18 protein-coding genes are annotated in these 19,138 nt (G+C 71.4%); 8 read left to right on the top strand and 10 right to left on the bottom strand.

All coding sequences use genetic code 11. From position 1 onward, the window contains the following. Position 1: 1 nt before the first annotated feature. From ACFQ2V_RS09345 to ACFQ2V_RS09330, 4 genes are all read left to right on the top strand, one after another. On the top strand, positions 2-1,150 hold the full coding sequence (locus ACFQ2V_RS09345) for a glycosyltransferase (RefSeq protein WP_386052405.1): 1,149 nt from the start codon (positions 2-4) through the stop codon (positions 1,148-1,150). Beyond that, positions 1,147-1,926 carry a hypothetical protein gene (locus ACFQ2V_RS09340; RefSeq protein ID WP_386052404.1) on the top strand — a complete coding sequence of 260 codons (780 nt, stop codon included), beginning with the start codon at positions 1,147-1,149 and terminating at the stop codon, positions 1,924-1,926. The genes ACFQ2V_RS09345 and ACFQ2V_RS09340 overlap by 4 nt, the downstream gene beginning before the upstream one ends. Continuing rightward, a complete protein-coding gene (locus tag ACFQ2V_RS09335; RefSeq protein ID WP_386052403.1) occupies positions 1,923-2,225 on the top strand; it encodes a hypothetical protein in 303 nt (100 codons plus the stop codon). Before ACFQ2V_RS09340 ends, ACFQ2V_RS09335 begins: the two co-directional genes overlap by 4 nt. 141 nt (positions 2,226-2,366) lie before the next feature. Further along, positions 2,367-2,978, top strand: a complete 612-nt coding sequence (locus ACFQ2V_RS09330) for a hypothetical protein (RefSeq protein WP_386052402.1) — start codon at positions 2,367-2,369, stop codon at positions 2,976-2,978. Positions 2,979-3,038: 60 nt separating this feature from the next. Here ACFQ2V_RS09330 and ACFQ2V_RS09325 read toward each other — a convergent pair whose 3' ends face one another. Continuing rightward, a complete protein-coding gene (locus tag ACFQ2V_RS09325) occupies positions 3,039-4,034 on the bottom strand; it encodes a TlpA family protein disulfide reductase (protein ID WP_386052401.1) in 996 nt (331 codons plus the stop codon). Positions 4,035-4,132: 98 nt separating this feature from the next. On the opposite strand from ACFQ2V_RS09325, the gene ACFQ2V_RS09320 reads away from it, so the two are divergent. Together ACFQ2V_RS09320 and trpS are read left to right on the top strand one after the other, a co-directional pair. After that, complete coding sequence (locus ACFQ2V_RS09320; RefSeq protein WP_386052400.1) at positions 4,133-4,957, top strand: exodeoxyribonuclease III; 825 nt, start codon at positions 4,133-4,135, stop codon at positions 4,955-4,957. 52 nt (positions 4,958-5,009) lie between these two features. After that, on the top strand, positions 5,010-6,041 hold the full coding sequence (trpS, locus tag ACFQ2V_RS09315) for a tryptophan--tRNA ligase (RefSeq protein WP_386052399.1): 1,032 nt from the start codon (positions 5,010-5,012) through the stop codon (positions 6,039-6,041). 9 nt (positions 6,042-6,050) lie between these two features. Here trpS and ACFQ2V_RS09310 read toward each other — a convergent pair whose 3' ends face one another. After that, on the bottom strand, positions 6,051-7,250 hold the full coding sequence (locus ACFQ2V_RS09310; RefSeq protein ID WP_386052398.1) for a glycosyltransferase family 4 protein: 1,200 nt from the start codon (positions 7,248-7,250) through the stop codon (positions 6,051-6,053). Positions 7,251-7,380: 130 nt separating this feature from the next. Here ACFQ2V_RS09310 and ACFQ2V_RS09305 point away from each other — a divergent pair, with 130 nt between their 5' ends. Both ACFQ2V_RS09305 and ACFQ2V_RS09300 read left to right on the top strand, forming a co-directional pair. Beyond that, positions 7,381-7,911 carry a 2'-5' RNA ligase family protein gene (locus ACFQ2V_RS09305; protein ID WP_386052397.1) on the top strand — a complete coding sequence of 177 codons (531 nt, stop codon included), beginning with the start codon at positions 7,381-7,383 and terminating at the stop codon, positions 7,909-7,911. 3 nt (positions 7,912-7,914) lie between these two features. Beyond that, positions 7,915-9,012, top strand: a complete 1,098-nt coding sequence (locus ACFQ2V_RS09300) for a YihY/virulence factor BrkB family protein (RefSeq protein WP_386052396.1) — start codon at positions 7,915-7,917, stop codon at positions 9,010-9,012. A 12-nt stretch (positions 9,013-9,024) separates the two neighbouring features. On the opposite strand, the gene ACFQ2V_RS09295 is transcribed toward ACFQ2V_RS09300, so the two are convergent. The 8 genes from ACFQ2V_RS09295 to ACFQ2V_RS09260 form a co-directional block, all read right to left on the bottom strand. Beyond that, a complete protein-coding gene (locus ACFQ2V_RS09295; RefSeq protein ID WP_386052395.1) occupies positions 9,025-10,560 on the bottom strand; it encodes a hypothetical protein in 1,536 nt (511 codons plus the stop codon). 72 nt (positions 10,561-10,632) lie between these two features. Continuing rightward, positions 10,633-11,379 carry a succinate dehydrogenase/fumarate reductase iron-sulfur subunit gene (locus tag ACFQ2V_RS09290; RefSeq protein ID WP_386052641.1) on the bottom strand — a complete coding sequence of 249 codons (747 nt, stop codon included), beginning with the start codon at positions 11,377-11,379 and terminating at the stop codon, positions 10,633-10,635. Between the two features lie 11 nt (positions 11,380-11,390). Then, on the bottom strand, positions 11,391-13,412 hold the full coding sequence (locus ACFQ2V_RS09285; protein WP_386052394.1) for a fumarate reductase/succinate dehydrogenase flavoprotein subunit: 2,022 nt from the start codon (positions 13,410-13,412) through the stop codon (positions 11,391-11,393). Positions 13,413-13,415: 3 nt separating this feature from the next. Then, positions 13,416-14,069 (bottom strand): succinate dehydrogenase cytochrome b subunit, encoded by a 654-nt coding sequence (locus ACFQ2V_RS09280; protein WP_386052393.1) that lies wholly within the window; start codon positions 14,067-14,069, stop codon positions 13,416-13,418. Positions 14,070-14,251: 182 nt separating this feature from the next. Continuing rightward, the gene (locus tag ACFQ2V_RS09275) at positions 14,252-15,007 is read right to left on the bottom strand and encodes a succinate dehydrogenase/fumarate reductase iron-sulfur subunit (RefSeq protein ID WP_386052392.1); all 756 of its coding nucleotides are present in this window, start codon (positions 15,005-15,007) and stop codon (positions 14,252-14,254) included. Further along, positions 15,004-16,950 carry a fumarate reductase/succinate dehydrogenase flavoprotein subunit gene (locus ACFQ2V_RS09270; protein ID WP_386052391.1) on the bottom strand — a complete coding sequence of 649 codons (1,947 nt, stop codon included), beginning with the start codon at positions 16,948-16,950 and terminating at the stop codon, positions 15,004-15,006. The genes ACFQ2V_RS09275 and ACFQ2V_RS09270 overlap by 4 nt, the downstream gene beginning before the upstream one ends. Next, entirely contained in the window at positions 16,950-17,795 is an 846-nt protein-coding gene (locus tag ACFQ2V_RS09265) for a hypothetical protein (protein WP_386052390.1), read from the bottom strand. The genes ACFQ2V_RS09270 and ACFQ2V_RS09265 overlap by 1 nt, the downstream gene beginning before the upstream one ends. A gap of 107 nt (positions 17,796-17,902) precedes the next feature. Then, positions 17,903-19,099, bottom strand: a complete 1,197-nt coding sequence (locus ACFQ2V_RS09260) for a glycosyltransferase family 4 protein (protein WP_386052389.1) — start codon at positions 19,097-19,099, stop codon at positions 17,903-17,905. Positions 19,100-19,138 lie beyond the last annotated feature (39 nt).

Below are 19,138 nucleotides of genomic sequence, written 5' to 3'. Positions count from 1 at the left end.
CATGGACCTGGTCGTGATCTCGCTCGAGGCCTGGGACGGCGTGTGGCGCCGCAACCAGCACCTCGTCGCGGGCCTGATGCGCCGTGACCCAGACCTGCGCGTGCTCTTCGTCGAACCGCCCACCGACCCGCTCCACGCGGCCCTGGGCGCCGGGCAGCCGCGGCTCGGCAGGGGACTGCGCCGCGGACCCGAGCTCGCCGGCGTCGGCGGCGATGCACTGTGGCTGCTCGAGCCGACGAAGTGGCTCCCGAGGCGGGTCGACCGCCGCGTCGACGAGCGGTGGGCGCGGCAGGTCCTCAGAGCGGCGCGTTCGCTCGAGATGACCGACCCACTGCTCTGGGTGAACGACCCGACCGGGTCGCTGCTCGTCGAGGCGACGTCGTGGAGGTCTCTCTACGACGTCACCGACGACTGGACGCTCGCGGCCCGGACCCCTGCAGAGACCGAGCGCGTGGTCGCCCAGGAGCGGGTTCTGCTCGACCGTTGCGACGAGGTCGTCGTGTGCTCGCCGGCGCTCGCCGCGAGCAAGGGACTGTCGCGGGCCGTGACCCTCGTCCCGAACGGCGTCGACTCCGCCGCCTACCTCGTCCCGCACGAGAGACCGCTCGACCTGCCAGCCGGACCGGTCGCCGTCTACGTCGGCACCCTCCACGGCGACCGCCTCGACGTCGACCTGTGCGTGGAGACCTCGCAGGCGCTCGAAGGAACCGGTCGGCTCGTGTTCGTCGGTCCGGATGCCCTTGAGGCGCAAGAGCGTTCGCGTCTAGAGGGCGCCGCAGCGATGCTGCTCGGGGCGCGTCAGAGCGACGACGTGCCGGCATACGTCCAGCACGCGGACGTGCTCGTCGTGCCCCACGCCGTGACGCCCTTCACCGACAGCCTCGACCCCATCAAGCTCTACGAGTACGTGGCGTCCGGTCGCCCCGTCGTCTCGACGCCGGTGGCGGGTTTCCGCGACCTCCATGACGAACTCGTCGTCGTCGCCGAGGCGCGGTCGTTCCCGAGCGAGGTCGTCGAGGCGCTCCGGCAGCCGAGGCGGCCGTCCGCGGCGGCAGGGCCCGCGCGCGCCGCGGCCACCGACTGGGCCGACCGCGTCGACCAGGTCGAGGGAGTACTCGACCGCCTGAGTGCCCGAGGCCGCGGCGCATGACGTCCGCGAGAGGCACCGAGACCGTCGTGCACGTCGTGGCCCTCGGGGTCACCGTCGCCCTGGAGCTCGCCGACGACCGGATGACGAGCGCCGTCGAGCGGGCTTGGGCCGCGTGCCGCACCGCGCCCGAGGACGGCTGCCCGGTCGCGACGGCGCCACAGCTGGGGGCCGATGCAGATGACGACGACGTCGCCCGCGCGTTGCAGGCCCTGACCCAGGCCGTGACGCGGGAGGCGATCACGGCGCGCGCCGGCACGATGGCGATGTTCCACGCGTCGGCCCTCTGCGACCAGCAGTCCGGGGCGACCATCGCCATGGTCGCGCCCGGTGGCACCGGAAAGACCACGGTGGTGCGCGCCCTCGGCCCGGGACGCGGCTACGTCACCGACGAGACGGTGGCGGTCGCGCCGGACCGGTCGATCGCTCCGTACTGCAAGCCCCTCTCACTCCGGCGCGACGGCACGAGGCAGCCGAAGGACGAGGTCTCGCCACAGGCACTGGGGCTGTCGCCACCGGAGGTGCCGCCGTGGCTGGCCGGCATCGTGCTGCTCAGGCGTGACCTCGCCGAGGGGCACCCGATCGAGGTCGAGGACGTCGACCTGCTCGACGCCCTCGTGCTGCTGGCTCCCGAGACGTCGTCGCTCGCGGCACTCGACCGGCCCCTGCACCTGCTGGCCGACCTGGTGCGGTCGTCCGGCGGCCTGCGGCGCGTGCGGTACCACGACGCCGCGGACGTCGAGCCGGTCGTGCGCGAGGTCCTGGGGAGGTCGCGATGAGCGCCGACGCCGACCTCGGGGCCCTGACCCGGCTGTGCCGCGGCGACGTCGTCGACGAGCTGTCGACCGACGACGGAACGGTCGTCCTCGTGGGACGCCGTTCCAGCGTGGTCGTGCGGCTCTCACCGTTGGGCCGCGAGATCCTCGCCGTGGTGGAAGAGGGCCTCACCCTCGCGGCGCTGGAGTCCGAGCTGCGTTCGCGTCTTGGCGAACCCCAGGCCGGAGACGCGGCAGCCCTCGTGCGTGCAGCGGTGGTCGCGCTGCTCGAGCACGCCGTCATCGTCGTCGACGGGGTATGAAGTCGACATATCGGGCGCGATGTGAGGACATGCCCCCGAACACGGCTCGAGCTGCGTGACTTCCTCGTATCCGCCCTGCTCAGAGCAGGTATCTTGGCGAATGACTTGGGGGGTTCCAGTCATCTAGTGGGGGGTTCATCTATGTCCAAGAGTCATGGCGCCGACCCGGCGCCTCCGAGCCGTCGCTCGGTCGTCAAGGGCGCGGCGTGGGCCGTGCCCGCCGTCGTCGTCGCGGGGGCTGCGCCGACCGTGGCAGCCTCGGTTCCTCCGGTGTTCCCGGATCTTCCGCAGGGCTCGGCCTGCAAGCTGCCCGGCAACAGCATCTCCACCATCTACGGCTGCTGGAACAAGGGCTACGTGCTCTTCGTCAACTTCGTGAACACGTTCAACACGCCGGTCTCGGTGCGCGTCACCGGCCTCGGCGTGTCCGGCGTGCCCGACATGAAGCTCATCGCCACGACGCTCACGAGCGCGTGCAACACCCCGACGACGTGCATCAACATCCCGGCGAACGGCCAGACCCAGGTCGCCGTCTTCGGGAACGCGTCGACCGACAGCGCCAACAACGTCACCGTCACCGTGAAGTACACCTTCTTCGCGGGATCGGGCTGTGCCAGCGCCGGCACCGCGGCGCAGGTGGCCGGCCCCGTGAACGGGGGCAGCTCGTGGACGGTCAACAACAACGGCCAGGCCGGCGGCTCGTGCACGCGCCCCGGCAACTGCGTGACCCCACCGGTGGCACCCTGCCCCTGACCTGGTCGCCCTGGAACAGACCCCATCGGGGCCGTCGATCCCGCCGGCCCCGATGACGGTTCAGGGGGTGTGCAGCTCGGCCAGCTCGCGGAGGATGCCGTCGACGAGGTCGGGGACGGCGTAGCTGCCCACGACCGGACCTCCGGCGAGCATCCCGTCGGCGCCGAGCAGCACGGCACTCGGTGTTGCCTGCATGTCGAACGTCTCGCCCACGAAGCCTTCGGGGTCGTGGACGCTGTGGGGCTCGGTGACCGAGGTGAGCGTGCTCGCCCCGGGCGCGGCACGCAGCACGAGGCGGATGTCGACGGCCGGCAGCCTGTCGCGCCAGCCCGGCACGGCCTCGATCACCTCCACGCAGCTGCCGCACGTCTCGGAGACGTGGACCAGGAGCTGCGGGCGTTCGGCGCTGAGCTCCCGCAGCGTGGTGGCAGACCCGTCACCGAGCGTCACCGGCAAGGCCGGGGTCCGTGCCCTCACGTAGTCGCCGTCCTCCGCCGCCTCGGCGTAGGCCCGGCTGGTCCGGGCGTCGGCGGCCCGACCGCCCTGCCCTGCGACGAGCCCGACGGTCACGGCGGCAGCGACGGCCCCGGCGAGCCACCACCAGGGCGCCCGGCCGTCGGCGAGCCGGGCAGCCACCGAGTCGCCGTCGAGCGACCGCGCCAGGGCGGCGACCCCGAGCACCAGCAGCCAGGTGTTGCGCAGGACGGTGCGCCCGCTGATGCGGCCCGGCGCGAACGTGCCGAAGCAGGCGCACTCGACGTCCTCGTCGAAGCCGAGCGCTCGGGTGACGAGCACCAGGTATGCCGCGAACAGCAGGAAGGCGACCGCGGCGAGGAGGACCCCGCCCGCGCCACCGACGAGGAGCAGACCCGGGGCGAGCAGAAGCTCGACCCAGGGCAGCGCCGCGACGACGAACCTGCCCGACAGGGGCGCCGGCACCCGGAGGTCCCTGAACGCCTGGACCGACGCGCTGGGTGACCGCACCTTGCCGACCGCGCTCGCGACGAGTACGCAGGCGAGGATGACCGGTGCGAGGACCAGGGCGTCGGTGGGCACGTCGCATTCTAGGCAGCAAGCCGCATACCACCGCGGGTGTTCGGGGCAAGCCGTGGGGCCGGCGGACGCCTGTCGCCCGCCTGCTGCACAATCGCGGCATGCGCGTCATCACGGTCAACGTCAACGGCATCCGGGCGGCAGCCCGACGGGGCATGGTGCCGTGGCTCCAGCAGGCGCAGCCGGACGTGCTGACGCTGCAGGAGGTGCGGGCCGACGACGTCGAGCTCGGCAAGGTGCTCGCGGAAGCCGGTCTGGCCCACTGGTCGGTGGCCCACACCGAGGGCGGCGCCAAGGGGCGTGCCGGGGTCGCCGTGGTCACCCGAGAGCCGCACGTCGCCGTACGCGTGGGCCCCGACGGGCTGTTCGCCGACGACGGGCGCTGGGTCGAGGCCGACGTGGAGACCGCAGCGGGCCCGCTCACGGTCGTGTCCGCGTACGTGCACACCGGCGAGGCCGACACCGACCGGCAGGTCGTCAAGTACGACTTCCTCGACGCCGTGACGCGAAGGCTCGAGCGAGCCGCCGCGGCCGGCGACGCGATGGTCGTGACCGGCGACCTCAACATCGCCCACCGCGAGGCCGACCTCAAGAACTGGAAGGGCAACCTCGGGAAGAGCGGCTTCCTGGCCGACGAGCGTGCCTACCTCGACCGCTGGTTCGAGGACGACGCGTGGGTGGACGTGCTGCGTCGCCACGTGGGCGACGTCGCCGGCCCGTACTCGTGGTGGTCGTGGCGCGGCAAGGCGTTCGACAACGACGCCGGCTGGCGCATCGACTACCAGCTGGCGAGCAGGCGGCTCGCCGCGGCGGCACGCCACGCGTACGTGGGTCGCGCCGCCACGTACGCGGAGCGCTGGAGCGACCACGCGCCGGTCGTCGTCGACTACGACCTGACGGCGCTGGACGGGGCCGCGACCGCCTGACCGGGCAGAGGTCGGTTGGGGGAGCGGCAGCAGGATGGGCCAGAATGCAGCCATGTCCTCGACGTCCCCCCTCCCGACCACGACGCCCCGCAGCCTCTCGGGCATGCAGCCGACGAGCGACTCGCTCCACCTCGGCAACTACATCGGTGCGCTGGTCGAGTGGGTGCGCCTGCAGGAGACCCACGACGCGTTCTACTTCGTCGCCGACCTGCACGCGCTCACCGTCGCGCCCGACCCCCAGGTGCTGCGCGAGCGCACGCGCATCACGGCGGCCCAGTTCATCGCGGGCGGGGTCGACCCGGCGCGTTCGACGCTCTTCGTCCAGAGCCACATCGCCCAGCACACCGAGCTCTACTGGGTGCTCGGCACGCTGACCGGCTTCGGTGAGGCCAGCCGGATGACCCAGTTCAAGGACAAGTCGGCCAAGGGCACCAACACCAACGTCGGGCTCTTCGCCTACCCGGTGCTCCAGGCCGCCGACATCCTCATCTACGACGCCAACGTGGTTCCGGTCGGCGAGGACCAGCGCCAGCACCTCGAGCTGTCACGCGACCTGGCCGGGCGTTTCAACCAGCGCTTCGGAGAGACGCTCGTCGTGCCCGAGCCGCACATCATGAAGGCCACGGCCAAGATCCAGGACCTGCAGGAGCCGACGGCCAAGATGAGCAAGTCCGCGGCCTCGGATGCCGGCCTCGTCAGCCTCCTCGACGAGCCGGCGCGCATCGCCAAGAAGATCCGCTCGGCCGTCACGGACGCGGAGCGCGAGATCCGCTTCGACGAGGACGAGAAGCCGGGCATCTCCAACCTGCTCTCGATCCACTCGGCCCTGTCGGGCACGCCGGTGGCCCTGCTCGAGCAGCAGTACGAGGGCAAGGGCTACGGAGACCTCAAGAAGGACGTCGCCGAGGTCGTCGTCGACGCTGTCACGCCGTTCCGCACGCGCACGCTCGAGCTGATGGCCGACCGGGCCGAGCTCGACCGCATCCTCGCCGACGGTGCCGAGAAGGCCCGCGAGGTGGCCGAGGCGACGGTGCGCCGCGTCTACGACAAGGTCGGCCTCCTTCCGTCGCCGCGACGCCCCTGACGGGTCCGGTCACGGTCTGACCGGCGCCGGTTGTCCCATCGCCTGCATCAGGGCCTCGTGGCTCGCCGCCCACGTGAAGCCCCGGGCCCGGGCCACGGCCTGGTCGCGGCCCGCGACGACGTCGTCGAGGTCGAGCCCCGTCAGCGCGTCGACCCAGCCCGCCACGGTCGGCGGCACGAGCCTGCCCACCGGTCCGAGCACCTCGGGAAGGGCCCCGGCATCGTTGGCCAGCACGTACGCCCCTGAGGCCATCGCCTCCAGGGGCACCATGCCGAAGGGCTCGGCGAGCGACGGCACCGCGACGACGTCGGCCCACCGGTAGATGCGGGCGACCTCGTCCTGCGGCTGGTAGGGCTCGAACACCACCGGGCCGGCCACCTGCGCGGCCAGGGTGCGCAGGTGCTCCTCGAAGGCCGACCTGTCGTCGGTGGTGCGCAGCTCGGCGCTGCCGACGACGCGGGTCTCGTAGCGCTCGGCGTGCCGGCCCATCGCCCCGAGGGCCCGGAGCAGCAGGTCGACGCCCTTGTGCGGCGCGACCTGCCCGACGTAGAGCAGTCGGAGGCGGTCGCCCTGTCGGTCGTCCCGACCGGTATCCGCCCGGCCCCCCGCTTCGTCAGGGTGGAAGCGGGAGGTGGCCGCGCCGTTGTGCACCCACCTGACCTGCGCGTCGTCGACCCACGCCCGGCGTCGCACCGCCTCGGCCATGAACGCGCTGACGCCGATGACGAGGTCGGCGCTGCGCAGCAGGTGGGTCAGCTCGGGCCGCAGCACGGAGGACGAGATCGCGTTGTGCACGTGCAGCGCGATCCGCGTCGTGGGCGGGAGTGCGCGGCGCAGGAGCGGGAGCGCGGTGACGGCGTAGTGGCCCTCGTGCAGCAGCACCCAGTCCGGTCTCACGCGCGCCAGGGCCTCGGCCGCAGGCTCGAACAGCCTTGCCGCGTGGGGACGCTCGCGAAGCAGGGCTCCCACGGCCCAGTCCGTGCGGTACTCCGCCGGCGTGAAGTACGCCCGCGGGCAGTTGCGCGTGTAGTCGACGGGCACGGTCTCTGCGTGCGGGTAGGTGGCGTCCCGGTTGTGCGACGTGATGACCGTCGAGCGCCCGCCGGCCATGGCGTGCTCGAGCGTGAGGGCCCGCACCACGTGCGCGACCGAGCTCCCGTCGCCGGCCAACGGCATCGGGATGTGCGCGACGTGCGGCAAGGAGGGCATCGGCGTCAGCGTATCCACGGGCCGTCCGACGGTCCGGCGGTCTACGGATTCCCGGCGGCCTGCAGGGTCTCGACGAACGCACGGGACCCACGCCGCTCGGCCCACGGACGAGTTGGGTACGGTCGGGGTCGTGAGTGTTGCGCGCCCCACGACGATCGGTGTCTCCATCCCGATACCGGCCCCGCACGGTGACTACCTCCAGGACCGCCGGGCCGACTTCGGCGACCCCCAGGCGCGGCAGATCCCCGCCCACATCACCCTGCTGCCACCGACCGAGGTCGACGAGGAGGCGTACGCCGCCTTCCGCACCCACTGCGCCGAGGTGGCCGGCGCGCACGACCCTTTCGACGTCGTGCTGCGCGGCACCGGCACGTTCCGCCCGCTCTCCGACGTCGTGTTCATCCAGGTCGCCCAGGGCGTGTCCAACTGCGAGTCGCTCGAGGTGTCGCTCCGGTCGGGTCCGGTGAGCCGCGACCTCGACTTCTACTACCACCCGCACGTCACCGTGGCGCACAACGTGACGGCGGCCTCGCTCGACCGCGCGTTCGCCGAGCTCGCCGACTACTCGGTGTCGTTCGAGGTGGATGCCTTCCACCTCTACGAACAGGGTACGGACGAGGTGTGGCGCCCCGTCCACACGTTCGAGCTCACAGGAGGCTGACCCGTGCCGGCGTGGCTGAAGCGGACCGTCGACTGGCTCAAGTCCACCCGTGCCTACTCCGCCTGGCAGCGCTACGGCGACGCCAACGGTGACCTCCTCGCAGCCGGCGTCGGCTACTTCGCCTTCTTCTCCGTCTTTCCCGCCCTGGCTCTGGCGTTCGCGATCTTCGGCTTCGTGCTGCAGGGCCGACCCGACCTCGTCGACACGATCGCCGAGTCGCTCAACGGCGTGCTGCCCGGCATGGTGAAGACCGCGAGCCACCCCGGCGGCGTCATCAGCATCGCGGCTCCCGCGAGCCTGACGCTCACCGTGACCGGCGTCGTCTCGTTCGTGACGCTGCTGCTCGCCGGCCTCGGCTGGGTCGGTGCGCTGCGCACCGGCATCCGCGGCATCTTCGGGCTGGAGGCGGCCGCAGGCAGCGTGGTGCGCACCAAGGCGCGCGACCTGTTCGTCCTCGTGACGCTCGGCCTCGCCATCGCCGTCTCGGCGATCCTCACGAGCGTCATCGGTGGCCTGGCCCAGCGCGTGGCCGGCTGGGTCGGACTCGACGGCAACGGGCTGCTCATCGGCGCGCTGGGCCTGCTCCTGGGTGTCGCGTTCGACTTCCTCATCCTCGTCGTGCTGCTGCGGCTGCTGTCTGGCGTGCCGCTGCCGATGCACAACGTGCGCCAGGGGGCGCTTGTGGGCGCCGTGATCCTCACGGTGCTCAAGCTCTTCGGGGGGTTCCTCGTCAGCCGCGCCAGCGGCAACCCCCTTCTCGGGGCGGTCGCGGTGGCGGTCGGGCTGCTCTTCTGGCTGAACCTGATGTCCAAGGTCGTCCTGCTGTCGGCCGCGTGGTCGGCCAACGACGTCGACTTCACGCGTCTGGCCGACGAACCACTGCCGTCGGCGTCCTCGGGGTCGGGTTCGCCCGAGCCGGGGCGCACGGGTCGACCGGCCGCGGCGACGGCGTCACCCACCCCGGCGGCGGTCCAGCCTGCCGATGGCGCTCCCTCACGAGCGGCGCGGAGCACCGACCGGGTCAGCGTCGCGGCCGGTGCCGTCGTCGGTGCAGCCGCTGTCGCCGCGGTGTCCGGCGCTCGCCGCCTCCGGCGACGCTGACCGGCACCGACCTCAGCGGACCCGTGCCCGCCGTCGCCGGCGCAGCACGACGGCGAGCAGCACCGCGCCCGTCGTGACGACGAGGCCGACGGCACCCAGCGCGACGAGCGACAACATGCGGTTGTATGCCGTCTCGCGGGTCGCGGGGGCCGCCGTCGCGGGCGGGGTGCCGGTGGCCCCGGCACCCCCCGTCGGCGCGGCGCCGGCTGCGCCGTCTCCCGGGCCATCGGGCCCGTCGGTCGGGAGGGCGGGAACGGTCGGGGCCGGTGTCGGCGCAGCCGCCTCGCCCGGCTCGACGAGCCGCCCGACAGGCGTGATGCGGTCGGCGTTGGCGAAGCCCCAGTCGAGCAGCGCCGCCGTCGGCTTCCACGACCCTGTGACGCTGCCCATCTGGGCGACGACGAGACTGCGCCCGCCGCGGGTCGCCGCGCCGATGAAGGTGTGCTGGGCCCGGTCGGTGCGTCCGGGCTTGATGCCGATGGCGCCGGGGTAGTGCGTCAGCAGGTCGTTGATGTTGTAGACGTGGAAGGCCGGCCAGACCTTGCCATACCTGTCCTTGCCGCCCGGGAACACGGCGTCACGCTTCGCGATGGCAGCCCGGAAGGAGGGCAGCCGCATCGCGTCACGCCCGATCAGCGCGAGGTCGTAGGCGCTCGAGCGCTGGCCACCCTCGTCGAGCCCGCTCAAGTCGACGGTCACCGTGTCGTGGGCCCCGATCTCGGTGGCCTTGGCGTTCATCAGCTGCACCGTGCGCTCGTAGCCGCCGGCGGCGTCGGCGAGCGCGTAGACGGCGTCGTTGGCCGAGAACATCAGCATCGCGTCGACGAGGCTGCCCACGGGGTAGCGGTTGCCCGCGAGGATGCCCACGCGCGTGCCGGCCGCCGACTGGGCTTCCTCGCTCGCGACGACGACCCGGCGCGGGTCGAGCATCGGCAGGAGCGTGAGCGCCGTGAGGGTCTTCAGTGTGCTCGCCGGTCGCAGCCAGGCGTGCGGCGACTTCGCGGCGAGGATCTCACCGGAGTCGAGGTCGGCCAGCACGTAGGAGACGTCGTAGACCTCCGGCGGCGCCGCCGCGTCAGGCGCGTCGACGACGACGCCTGTGCCCGCGAGGCGGGAACCACCGACCACGGTCTCGGGCTCCCACGCCGCGTGGGGGAACGGGGCGGGCGGGGCGTTGCGGCAGACGACGCGCGGTTTGGCAGGCGTGGCCGGCGTGACAGGGGTGGCGGGCTTGCCTGCCGTCCTCGGGGCACTCGGGGCGGGCTTCGGTGGCACGGCGGGGGTCCCGCGCTCGTCGCCGGGGAAGACCCGCGGCTTGAGCACGACACCGGGCGGCACGGTCGTGCTCGTCTGCCAGGGGGCGCACGTCGGGCCGGCCTGGGGCATTACCTGCGGACGTGACCCGGCGACCCGGGGGAGCGGTGCGGCGGAGGCGGCCGGGACGGCATACGGCGTCGTCACGGCGAGCGTGAGGCCGAGGGCACTGAGCGTGGCACCCGCGACGGTGGTCGTCCACGGGCGACGTCGGGCACGGTCTCGGGGCGTCATCGCCGGGAAAGACTAACCCGCCCCGGTGGTCCGGGGCGGGCTGTCAGGTGCTGCGGGGTGTCGACGTGTGCGTCAGTCGCCGTGGCGGGTCAGGGCGTGGCGCAGGTCGCGGTTGAGCTGGTTGATGACGTCCATCGGGATCTCCTTCGGGCACGCGAGCGAGCACTCGCCGATGTTCGTGCAGCCGCCGAAGCCCTCGTGGTCGTGCTGCTCGATCATGCTGACGACGCGGGCGTCGCGTTCGGGCTGTCCTTGCGGGAGCTCGCCGAGGTGGGTGATCTTCGCACCCATGAAGAGCATGCCGGACGCGTTCGGGCAGGCAGCGACGCAGGCGCCGCAGCCGATGCAGGCCGCGGCCATGAAGGCGCGGTCGGCCTTGGGCTTGGGCACCGGAACCGAGTGCGCCTCGGGGGCGGCACCGGTGTTGGCGCTGATGAACCCGCCCGCGGCGATGATGCGGTCGAACGCGCCGCGGTCGACGACGAGGTCCTTGATGACCGGGAACGCGTCGGCGCGCCACGGCTCGATGGTGATCACGTCGCCGTCGGAGAAGCTGCGCATGTGCAGCTGGCAGGTCGTCGTGACCTCGGGACCGTGCGCCTTGCCCGAGATCATCAGCCCGCACATGCCGCAGATGCCCTCACGGCAGTCGGAGTCGAACGCGATCGGCTCCTCGCCACGGGCGTTGAGCTGCTCGTTGAGCACGTCGAGCATCTCGAGGAACGACATGTCGGGGGAGATGTCGCTGACCTCGTAGGTCACCATCTCGCCACGGGCGCTCGCGCTGGCCTGACGCCAGATCTTGAGGGTGAGGTTCATGCCGGTGTCGCTCACTTGTAGCTCCGCTGCTTCATCTCGATGGCTTCGTAGACCAGGTCTTCCTTGTGCAGGACGGCGGTGTTGCCGTCACCGCCGAACTCCCACGCGGCGACGTAGGCGAACTCGTCGTCGTGACGCAGCGCCTCGCCGTCCTCGGTCTGGCTCTCGGCGCGGAAGTGGCCGCCGCAGGACTCGCGGCGGTGCAGCGCGTCGATGCACATGAGCTCGCCGAGCTCGAGGAAGTCGGCGACGCGGCCGGCCTTCTCGAGGCTCTGGTTGAGGGTGTCGGCGGCGCCGAGCACCTTGACGTTGCGCCAGAACTCGTCGCGCAGTCCGCGGATGAGGTCGATCGCCTTGAGCAGCCCCTCCTCGGAGCGCTCCATTCCGCAGTACTCCCACATGATGTTGCCGAGCTCCTTGTGGAAGGAGTCGACCGAGCGGTCGCCGTTGATCGACAGCATCTTCTGCACCCGCGCGTCGACTGACGCCTTCGCCTCGACGACGTCGGGGTGCGAGTCCGCGAGCTTCTCGAACGGGCCCTTGGCCAGGTAGTCACGAATCGTGTGCGGCAGCACGAAGTAGCCGTCGGCGAGACCCTGCATGAGCGCGGAGGCGCCCAGCCGGTTGGCCCCGTGGTCGCTGAAGTTGGCCTCCCCGGCCACGAAGAGGCCGGGGATCGAGCTCTGCAGGTCGTAGTCGACCCACAGGCCACCCATCGTGTAGTGCACCGCGGGGTAGATGCGCATCGGCACCTCGTAGGGGTTCTCGCCCGTGATCCGCTGGTACATGTCGAGGAGGTTGCCGTACTTCTCGGCGACGGCGTCGGCGCTCATGCGCTTGAGGGCGTCGGTGAAGTCGAGGTAGACGCCGCGGCGGAAGTCGCCGACCTTGGGTCCGACGCCGCGGCCCTCGTCGCAGACGTTCTTGGCCTGGCGGCTGGCGATGTCGCGGGGCACGAGGTTTCCGAAGCTCGGGTAGATCCGCTCCAGGTAGTAGTCGCGGTCCTCCTCGGGGATGTCGCGCGGGTCCTTCTCGCAGTCCTCGGCCCGCTTGGGCACCCAGATGCGACCGTCGTTGCGCAGTGACTCCGACATCAGGGTCAGCTTGCTCTGGTGGTCGCCGGAGACGGGGATGCAGGTCGGGTGGATCTGCGTGTAGCAGGGGTTCGCGAAGTACGCGCCCTTGCGGTGGGCGCGCCACGTGGCCGTGACGTTGGAGCCCATCGCGTTCGTCGAGAGGTAGAAGACGTTGCCGTAGCCACCGCTGGCGAGCACGACAGCGTCGGCCAGGTGTGTCTCGATCTCACCGGTGACGAGGTCGCGGGCGATGATGCCGCGGGCCTTGCCGTCGGCAACGATGACCTCGAGCATCTCGTGACGGCTGAACATGGTCACGGTGCCGGCGGCGACCTGCCGCTCGAGGGCCTGGTAGGCGCCGATGAGCAGCTGCTGGCCCGTCTGGCCGCGCGCATAGAAGGTGCGCGAGACCTGCACGCCGCCGAAGCTGCGGTTGTCGAGCAGGCCGCCGTACTCGCGGGCGAACGGGACGCCCTGGGCGACGCACTGGTCGATGATGTTCGTGCTGACCTCGGCGAGGCGGTAGACGTTCGACTCGCGGGAGCGGTAGTCGCCGCCCTTGACCGTGTCGTAGAAGAGGCGGTACGTCGAGTCGCCGTCCTCCTTGTAGTTCTTGGCGGCGTTGATGCCACCCTGCGCGGCGATCGAGTGCGCGCGGCGCGGCGAGTCCTGGTAGCAGAACGACTTCACCTGGTAGCCGGCCTCACCGAGCGTGGCCGCGGCGGCGCCACCGGCGAGACCGGTGCCGACGATGATGACCGACAGCTTGCGCCGGTTGGCCGGGTTGACGAGGCCGGACTCGAACTTGCGGGTGCTCCACTTGTCCTGGATCGGGCCGCTGGGGGCCTTCGTGTCGCTGATCGGCTCGCCCTCGGTGTAGAGGCCGTGGACGATGCCGGCGTTGGGGGCAGCCTTCGTGGCCGCGCCGCCGGTGGTGGCTGCGTTGGTGTCAGTCATCGGTCAGTTCCCCTTGACGATTCCGAACAGGATGGCGAGCGGCGGCAGCGCGAAGCCGACGGACGTGACGAGCGCGATGACCAGAGCGATCAGCTTGGCGCGCTTGCGAGCCCGGGCACTGCCGGCCCAGCCGAGGGTCTGCGTGGCGCTCCAGACGCCGTGCCACAGGTGCATGCCCAGGGCGGCGAGGGCCAGGACGTAGATGAGCACGACCCACCAGACCTGGAAGGAGCTGATGACGAGCTTGCCCGGGCTGTCGCCCACGACGTCGTCGCCCACGTTGAACTTCACGATCGTGAACTGCAGCAGGTGCCAGACCAGGAAGAGCAGGATGGCGACCCCGCCCCAGCGCATCGCGGTGCTCTTGACGGTCGCCTTGGCCGCCTCCTTGGCGACGTAGCGCGTCGTGCGCGCCCCGCGGGCGCGGCTCCACAGGTAGAACGCGGCCCACACGTGCGCGACGACCGCGACGACGAGCAGGGCACGGAAGAGCCACAGGAACCCGCCGAACGGCAGGATCGGCGTGAACATCGTGCGCAGGTGGTGCGCGTACTCGTCGAACGCCTCGACCCCGGCGAAGATCTTGAGGTTCCCGTACATGTGCGCCAGCACGTAGAACACGAAGAGCGCGCCCGATACCGCCATGAGGAGCTTCATGAAGACGGTGGTCCGGCGAACCGATGCAGGTCTGTTCGATCCCGTTGCCGGGAGAGTGTTTGTCGCCACGGAGGCACCCTATCCCCGCCGCCGAGCGGGGTCGTCCGCCTACCCTCCGGTACGGCCGAGTGTGACCATTTCCACTGTGACCCGGGGCCTGTTGCTGCGGGCGGCGACGGGCCTCAGTCCTTTCGGCGGCTGATCTTGTTGCCGAGCCAGACCAGGGGGTCGTAGCGCCGGCCGACGACGCGCTCCTTCATCGGGATGATCGCGTTGTCGGTGATCTTGATGTGCTCGGGGCAGACCTCGGTGCAGCACTTGGTGATGTTGCACATCCCGATGCCCTGCTCGTCGCGGGCGAAGTCGGCGCGGTCGTCACGCGCGTCGAGCGGGTGCATGTCGAGCTCGGCGGCGCGGATGAGGAAGCGGGGGCCGGCGAAGGCCTCCTTGTTGTCCTCGTGGTCGCGCACGACGTGGCAGGTGTTCTGGCAGAGGAAGCACTCGATGCACTTGCGGAACTCCTGCGACCGCTCGACGTCGACCTGCTGCATCCGGTAGTCGCCCGGCGCGACGCCCTCGGGCGGCGCGAACGCCGGGATCTGGCGCGCCTTCTCGTAGTTGAAGGAGACGTCGGTGACGAGGTCGCGGATCACCGGGAAGGCCCGCATCGGCGTGACGGTCACCGTCTCGGTCTCGGTGAACGTCGACATCCGGGTCATGCACATGAGCCGGGGTATGCCGTTGACCTCCGCGCTGCACGAGCCGCACTTGCCCGCCTTGCAGTTCCACCGCACGGCCAGGTCGCCGGACTGGGTGGCCTGGAGCCGGTGGATGATGTCGAGCACGACCTCGCCCTCGTTGACCTCGACCGTGTAGTCGACGAGCTCGCCGCCGTCGGCGTCGCCGCGCCACACCCGGAACTTCGCGTCATAGCTCATGACCCGCTCCCGTCTGCCGTCGCCGCCGCGTCCTCGGTGGCCGCGTCCTTGGTGGCCCCGACGGCCGCGAGCTCGCCGGGTGTGAGGTACTTCGCGAGCTCGGCGCGCTCGAAGAGGGCGAGCAGGTCGCCGCGCATCGCCGGCATCGGCTGCTCCTCCACGCGTATGCCGTCACCCTCGGCCGAGCAGATGAGGTTGCGACCGCGCCACTTCGCATCCATCGTCGGGTAGTCGTCGCGGGTGTGCCCGCCGCGGGACTCCTGACGCAACAGGGCAGCCCGCGCCACGCATTCGCTGACGGCGAGCATGTTGCGCAGGTCGAGGGCCAGGTGCCAGCCGGGGTTGAACTGGCGGTGGCCCTCGACGGTCAGGTGCCTGGCGCGCTCCTTGAGCTGCTCGAGCTTGGTGAGCGCCGCCTCGATCTCGTCGGCCCTGCGGATGATGCCGACGAGGTCGTTCATCGTCTGCTGCATCTCCTGGTGGAGGGTGTACGGGTTCTCGCCGCCCTCCTCCTCGAACGGTGCGAGGGCGGTCGCGGCCGCGGCGTCGAGTGCGCCCTGCGGGGCGACCGGGCGGGCGTCGCCGAGACCCCTCACGTATGCCGCCGCGCCGGCTCCCGCGCGAGCCCCGAAGACGAGCAGGTCCGACAGCGAGTTGCCGCCGAGCCGGTTCGACCCGTGCATGCCGCCGGACACCTCACCGGCGGCGAAGAGGCCCGGCACCCTTGCGGCGGCAGCGGTGTCGGGGTCGACCTCGACACCACCCATGACGTAGTGGCACGTCGGGCCGACCTCCATCGCCTCCTTGGTGATGTCGACGTCGGCGAGCTCCTTGAACTGGTGGTGCATCGACGGCAGCTTCTTGAGGATCTCCTCCGGGCTGCGGCGCGAGGCGATGTCGAGGAAGACCCCGCCGTGGGGGGACCCGCGCCCGGCCTTGACCTCGGAGTTGATCGCGCGCGCCACCTCGTCACGGGGCAGCAGCTCGGGCGGGCGCTTGTTGTTGTCGGGGTCGGTGTACCAGCGGTCGCCCTCGTCCTCCGTCTGGGCGTACTGCCCCCGGAAGACGTCGGGCACGTAGTCGAACATGAAGCGCTTGCCCTCGGAGTTCTTGAGCACGCCGCCGTCGCCGCGCACCGACTCGGTGACGAGGATGCCCTTGACCGAGGGCGGCCAGACCATGCCGGTCGGGTGGAACTGGATGAACTCCATGTTCACGAGGGTCGACCCGGCGCGCAGGGCGAGGGCGTGGCCGTCGCCGGTGTACTCCCACGAGTTGGAGGTCACCTTGAACGACTTGCCGATGCCGCCCGTGGCGAGAACGACTGCGGGAGCGTTGAACCGGACGAACCGACCCGACTCGCGGAAGTAGCCGAAGGCCCCGGCGACGGCGCCGCTCTCGTCCTGGAGCAGGTCGGTGATCGTCACCTCGGCGAAGACCTTGAGCCCCGCCTCGGGGTCGCCCGACTCGCGCTCGTCGTCCTGCTGGAGGGAGACGATCTTCTGCTGCATCGTGCGGATCAGCTCGAGACCGGTGCGGTCGCCGACGTGGGCGAGGCGGGGGTACTCGTGCCCGCCGAAGTTGCGCTGGCTGATGCGCCCGTCGGGCGTGCGGTCGAAGAGGGCGCCGTACGTCTCGAGCTCCCAGACGCGGTCGGGGGCCTCCTTGGCGTGCAGCTCGGCCATCCGCCAGGAGTTGAGGAACTTGCCGCCGCGCATCGTGTCGCGGAAGTGGACCTGCCAGCTGTCGTTGCTGTTGACGTTGCCCATGCTCGCGGCGATGCCACCCTCGGCCATGACCGTGTGCGCCTTGCCGAAGAGGGACTTGCAGATGATCGCGGTGCGCAGTCCCGCCTCGCGTGCGGCGATGGCGGCCCGGAGGCCGGCCCCGCCGGCGCCGACGATGAGGACGTCGTAGTCGTGGGTCTCGATCTCCGCTGCCATCAGTTGTAGAACCTCAGATCGGTCAGGGCCCCGGATGCGACCAGGGCGATGTAGAGATCGGTGAGCATCAGCGTGCCCAGGGTGGTCCAGGCCAGCTGCATGTGTCGGGTGTTGAGCCGCGACACGACGGTCCACGCGCGGTAGCGCAGCGGGTGCCGGGAGAAGTGCTTGAGGCGCCCGCCGACGAGGTGGCGGCACGAGTGGCAGGACGCGGTGTAGAGCCAGAGCAGGGCGACGTTGACGACCATGATCAGGGTGCCGAGCCCGATGCCGAAGCCGCCGTCCTTGCCGTGGAAGGCCTTGACCGCGTCGTAGGTGTTGATCGCCGACACGACGACGGCGGCGTAGAAGAAGTACCGGTGCACGTTCTGGAGGATCAGCGGGAACCGCGTCTCGCCGCTGTACCGCGCATGCGGCTCGGCCACCGCGCAGGCCGGCGGCGACAGCCAGAACGCGCGGTAGTAGGCCTTGCGGTAGTAGTAGCAGGTGAGCCGGAAGCCGAGCAGGAACGGCAGGACGAGCAGCGCGAACGGCACGAACGGTGGGAACTCGCCGAACCACGTGCCGAAGTCACGGGCTGCAGGCACACAGGACGCGGACACGCACGGGGAGCTGAACGGCGAGAGGTAGTGGTAGTCCTCGACGAAGTAGGCGCGCTGCGAGGCGGTGCGCACCAGTGCGTAGAGCAGCCACAGGGTCAGCAGCGTGAACGTGACGACGGGCTGGACCCACCAGCGGTCGGCCCTGAGGGTGCGCGACGGGATCTGCGCCCGACCTGGTGAGCCGACGCCTCCGTCCATGGACCCACCTGACCGGGACCCGGGGTCGAGCGTCGTACCACTCATCGTGCGAACCTCCACCGTCGTTGGTTGGGCGCGTTTGCACACTCTAGTGTCACGTGCGTCACAGATGGGTGGACTCGCCCGGGCCTCGTTCGGGGAGCCGGCACGGCTCAGGCAGCAGGCGTCTCGGCCACGACCCGGCGCAGTGCCCGGGCGGCGATCGCGTCGTCGTAGTGCCCGACCAGCCCCTCGACGACCCGCGACCACGACCGGTGCCGCACCAGCTCGTGGCCGCGTCGTCCGAGCGAAGCGGCGTGCGAAGGCGACTCGAGCACGCGGGCGACCTGCCGTCGCAGGGCCCCGGGCTCGCCCGGCTCGAAGAGGTAGCCGTTGACGCCGTCGGCGACGAGGTCGACGGGGCCACCGGCGCGCGGGGCCACGACGGGCAGGCCGCTCGCGCCCGCTTCCTGGATCGTCTGGCCGAACGTCTCCGCGGTGCCGGTGTGCACGAAGACGTCGAGGCACGCGTACGCGCGGGCGAGGTCGTCGCCGTGACGCGACCCCAGGAAGACGGGTGGCCGGTTCGGACGGCCGGGGGAGGCCGCCACCGCCTCGGCGAGCGCCGTGCCGACCGCGCCGCGTGACGGCCCGTCGCCGACGACGACGAGTCGGGAGTGCGGGAGGTCGGCCAGCTCGGCGAGACGTTCGACCTCCTTCTCGGGGGCGAGCCGGCCCACGTAGCCGACGAGGCGCTCTCCTGCGGGGGCGAGCTCGCGCCGGAGCGCCCGGGCGAGGGCGTCCTTGCGCCAGGCGGGGTTGAACAGCGCGGCGTCGACGCCGCGACCCCAGAGCGCGGTGCGTGGCACCGTGTGGTGCTGCAGGTCGGCCAGAGCGGCCGAGGACGGTGCGAGCGTGATGTCGGCCCACGAGTGGATCCGCCGGATCCAGCGCCAGGTCGTCGCGGCGGCCGCCGTGCCCGCGGGGCCAGGGGTGTGCTGCCGTACGTAGGCAGCCATGTCGGTCTGGAAGACCGCGACGGTCGGCAGGTCGAGACCACGAGCTGCCGCGAGCCCGCGGGCGCCGAGCACGAAGGGACTCGCGACGTGGACGACGTCGGGCGCGAAGTCCTCGAGCACCCGCTCGATCTCGGGGGTGGGCAGGCCGACGTCGAACTGGCGCACCGGCAGCGAGGCGACACGGTGCACGGCCGCGCCACCGTAGTGGTCGGCAGCATCGGCCCGGGAGCGTGGCGCCACGACGACCACGTCGTCCCCACGGGCCCGGAGCTCTTCGATGACCCGGCACACGCTCGTGGTGACGCCGTTGAGGCTCGGCAGGAACGACTCGGTGACGATGGCGACTCGCACGTGTCCACGGTGACGGGCCCGGGAGCCGACCGGGCGACG

This window comes from Terrabacter terrigena (genome assembly GCF_042676085.1).
Taxonomy (GTDB): Bacteria; Actinomycetota; Actinomycetes; order Actinomycetales; family Dermatophilaceae; genus Terrabacter; species Terrabacter terrigena.
Note: the sequence above shows the minus strand (reverse complement) of the source record. Positions and strands in the feature narration are given on the sequence as shown.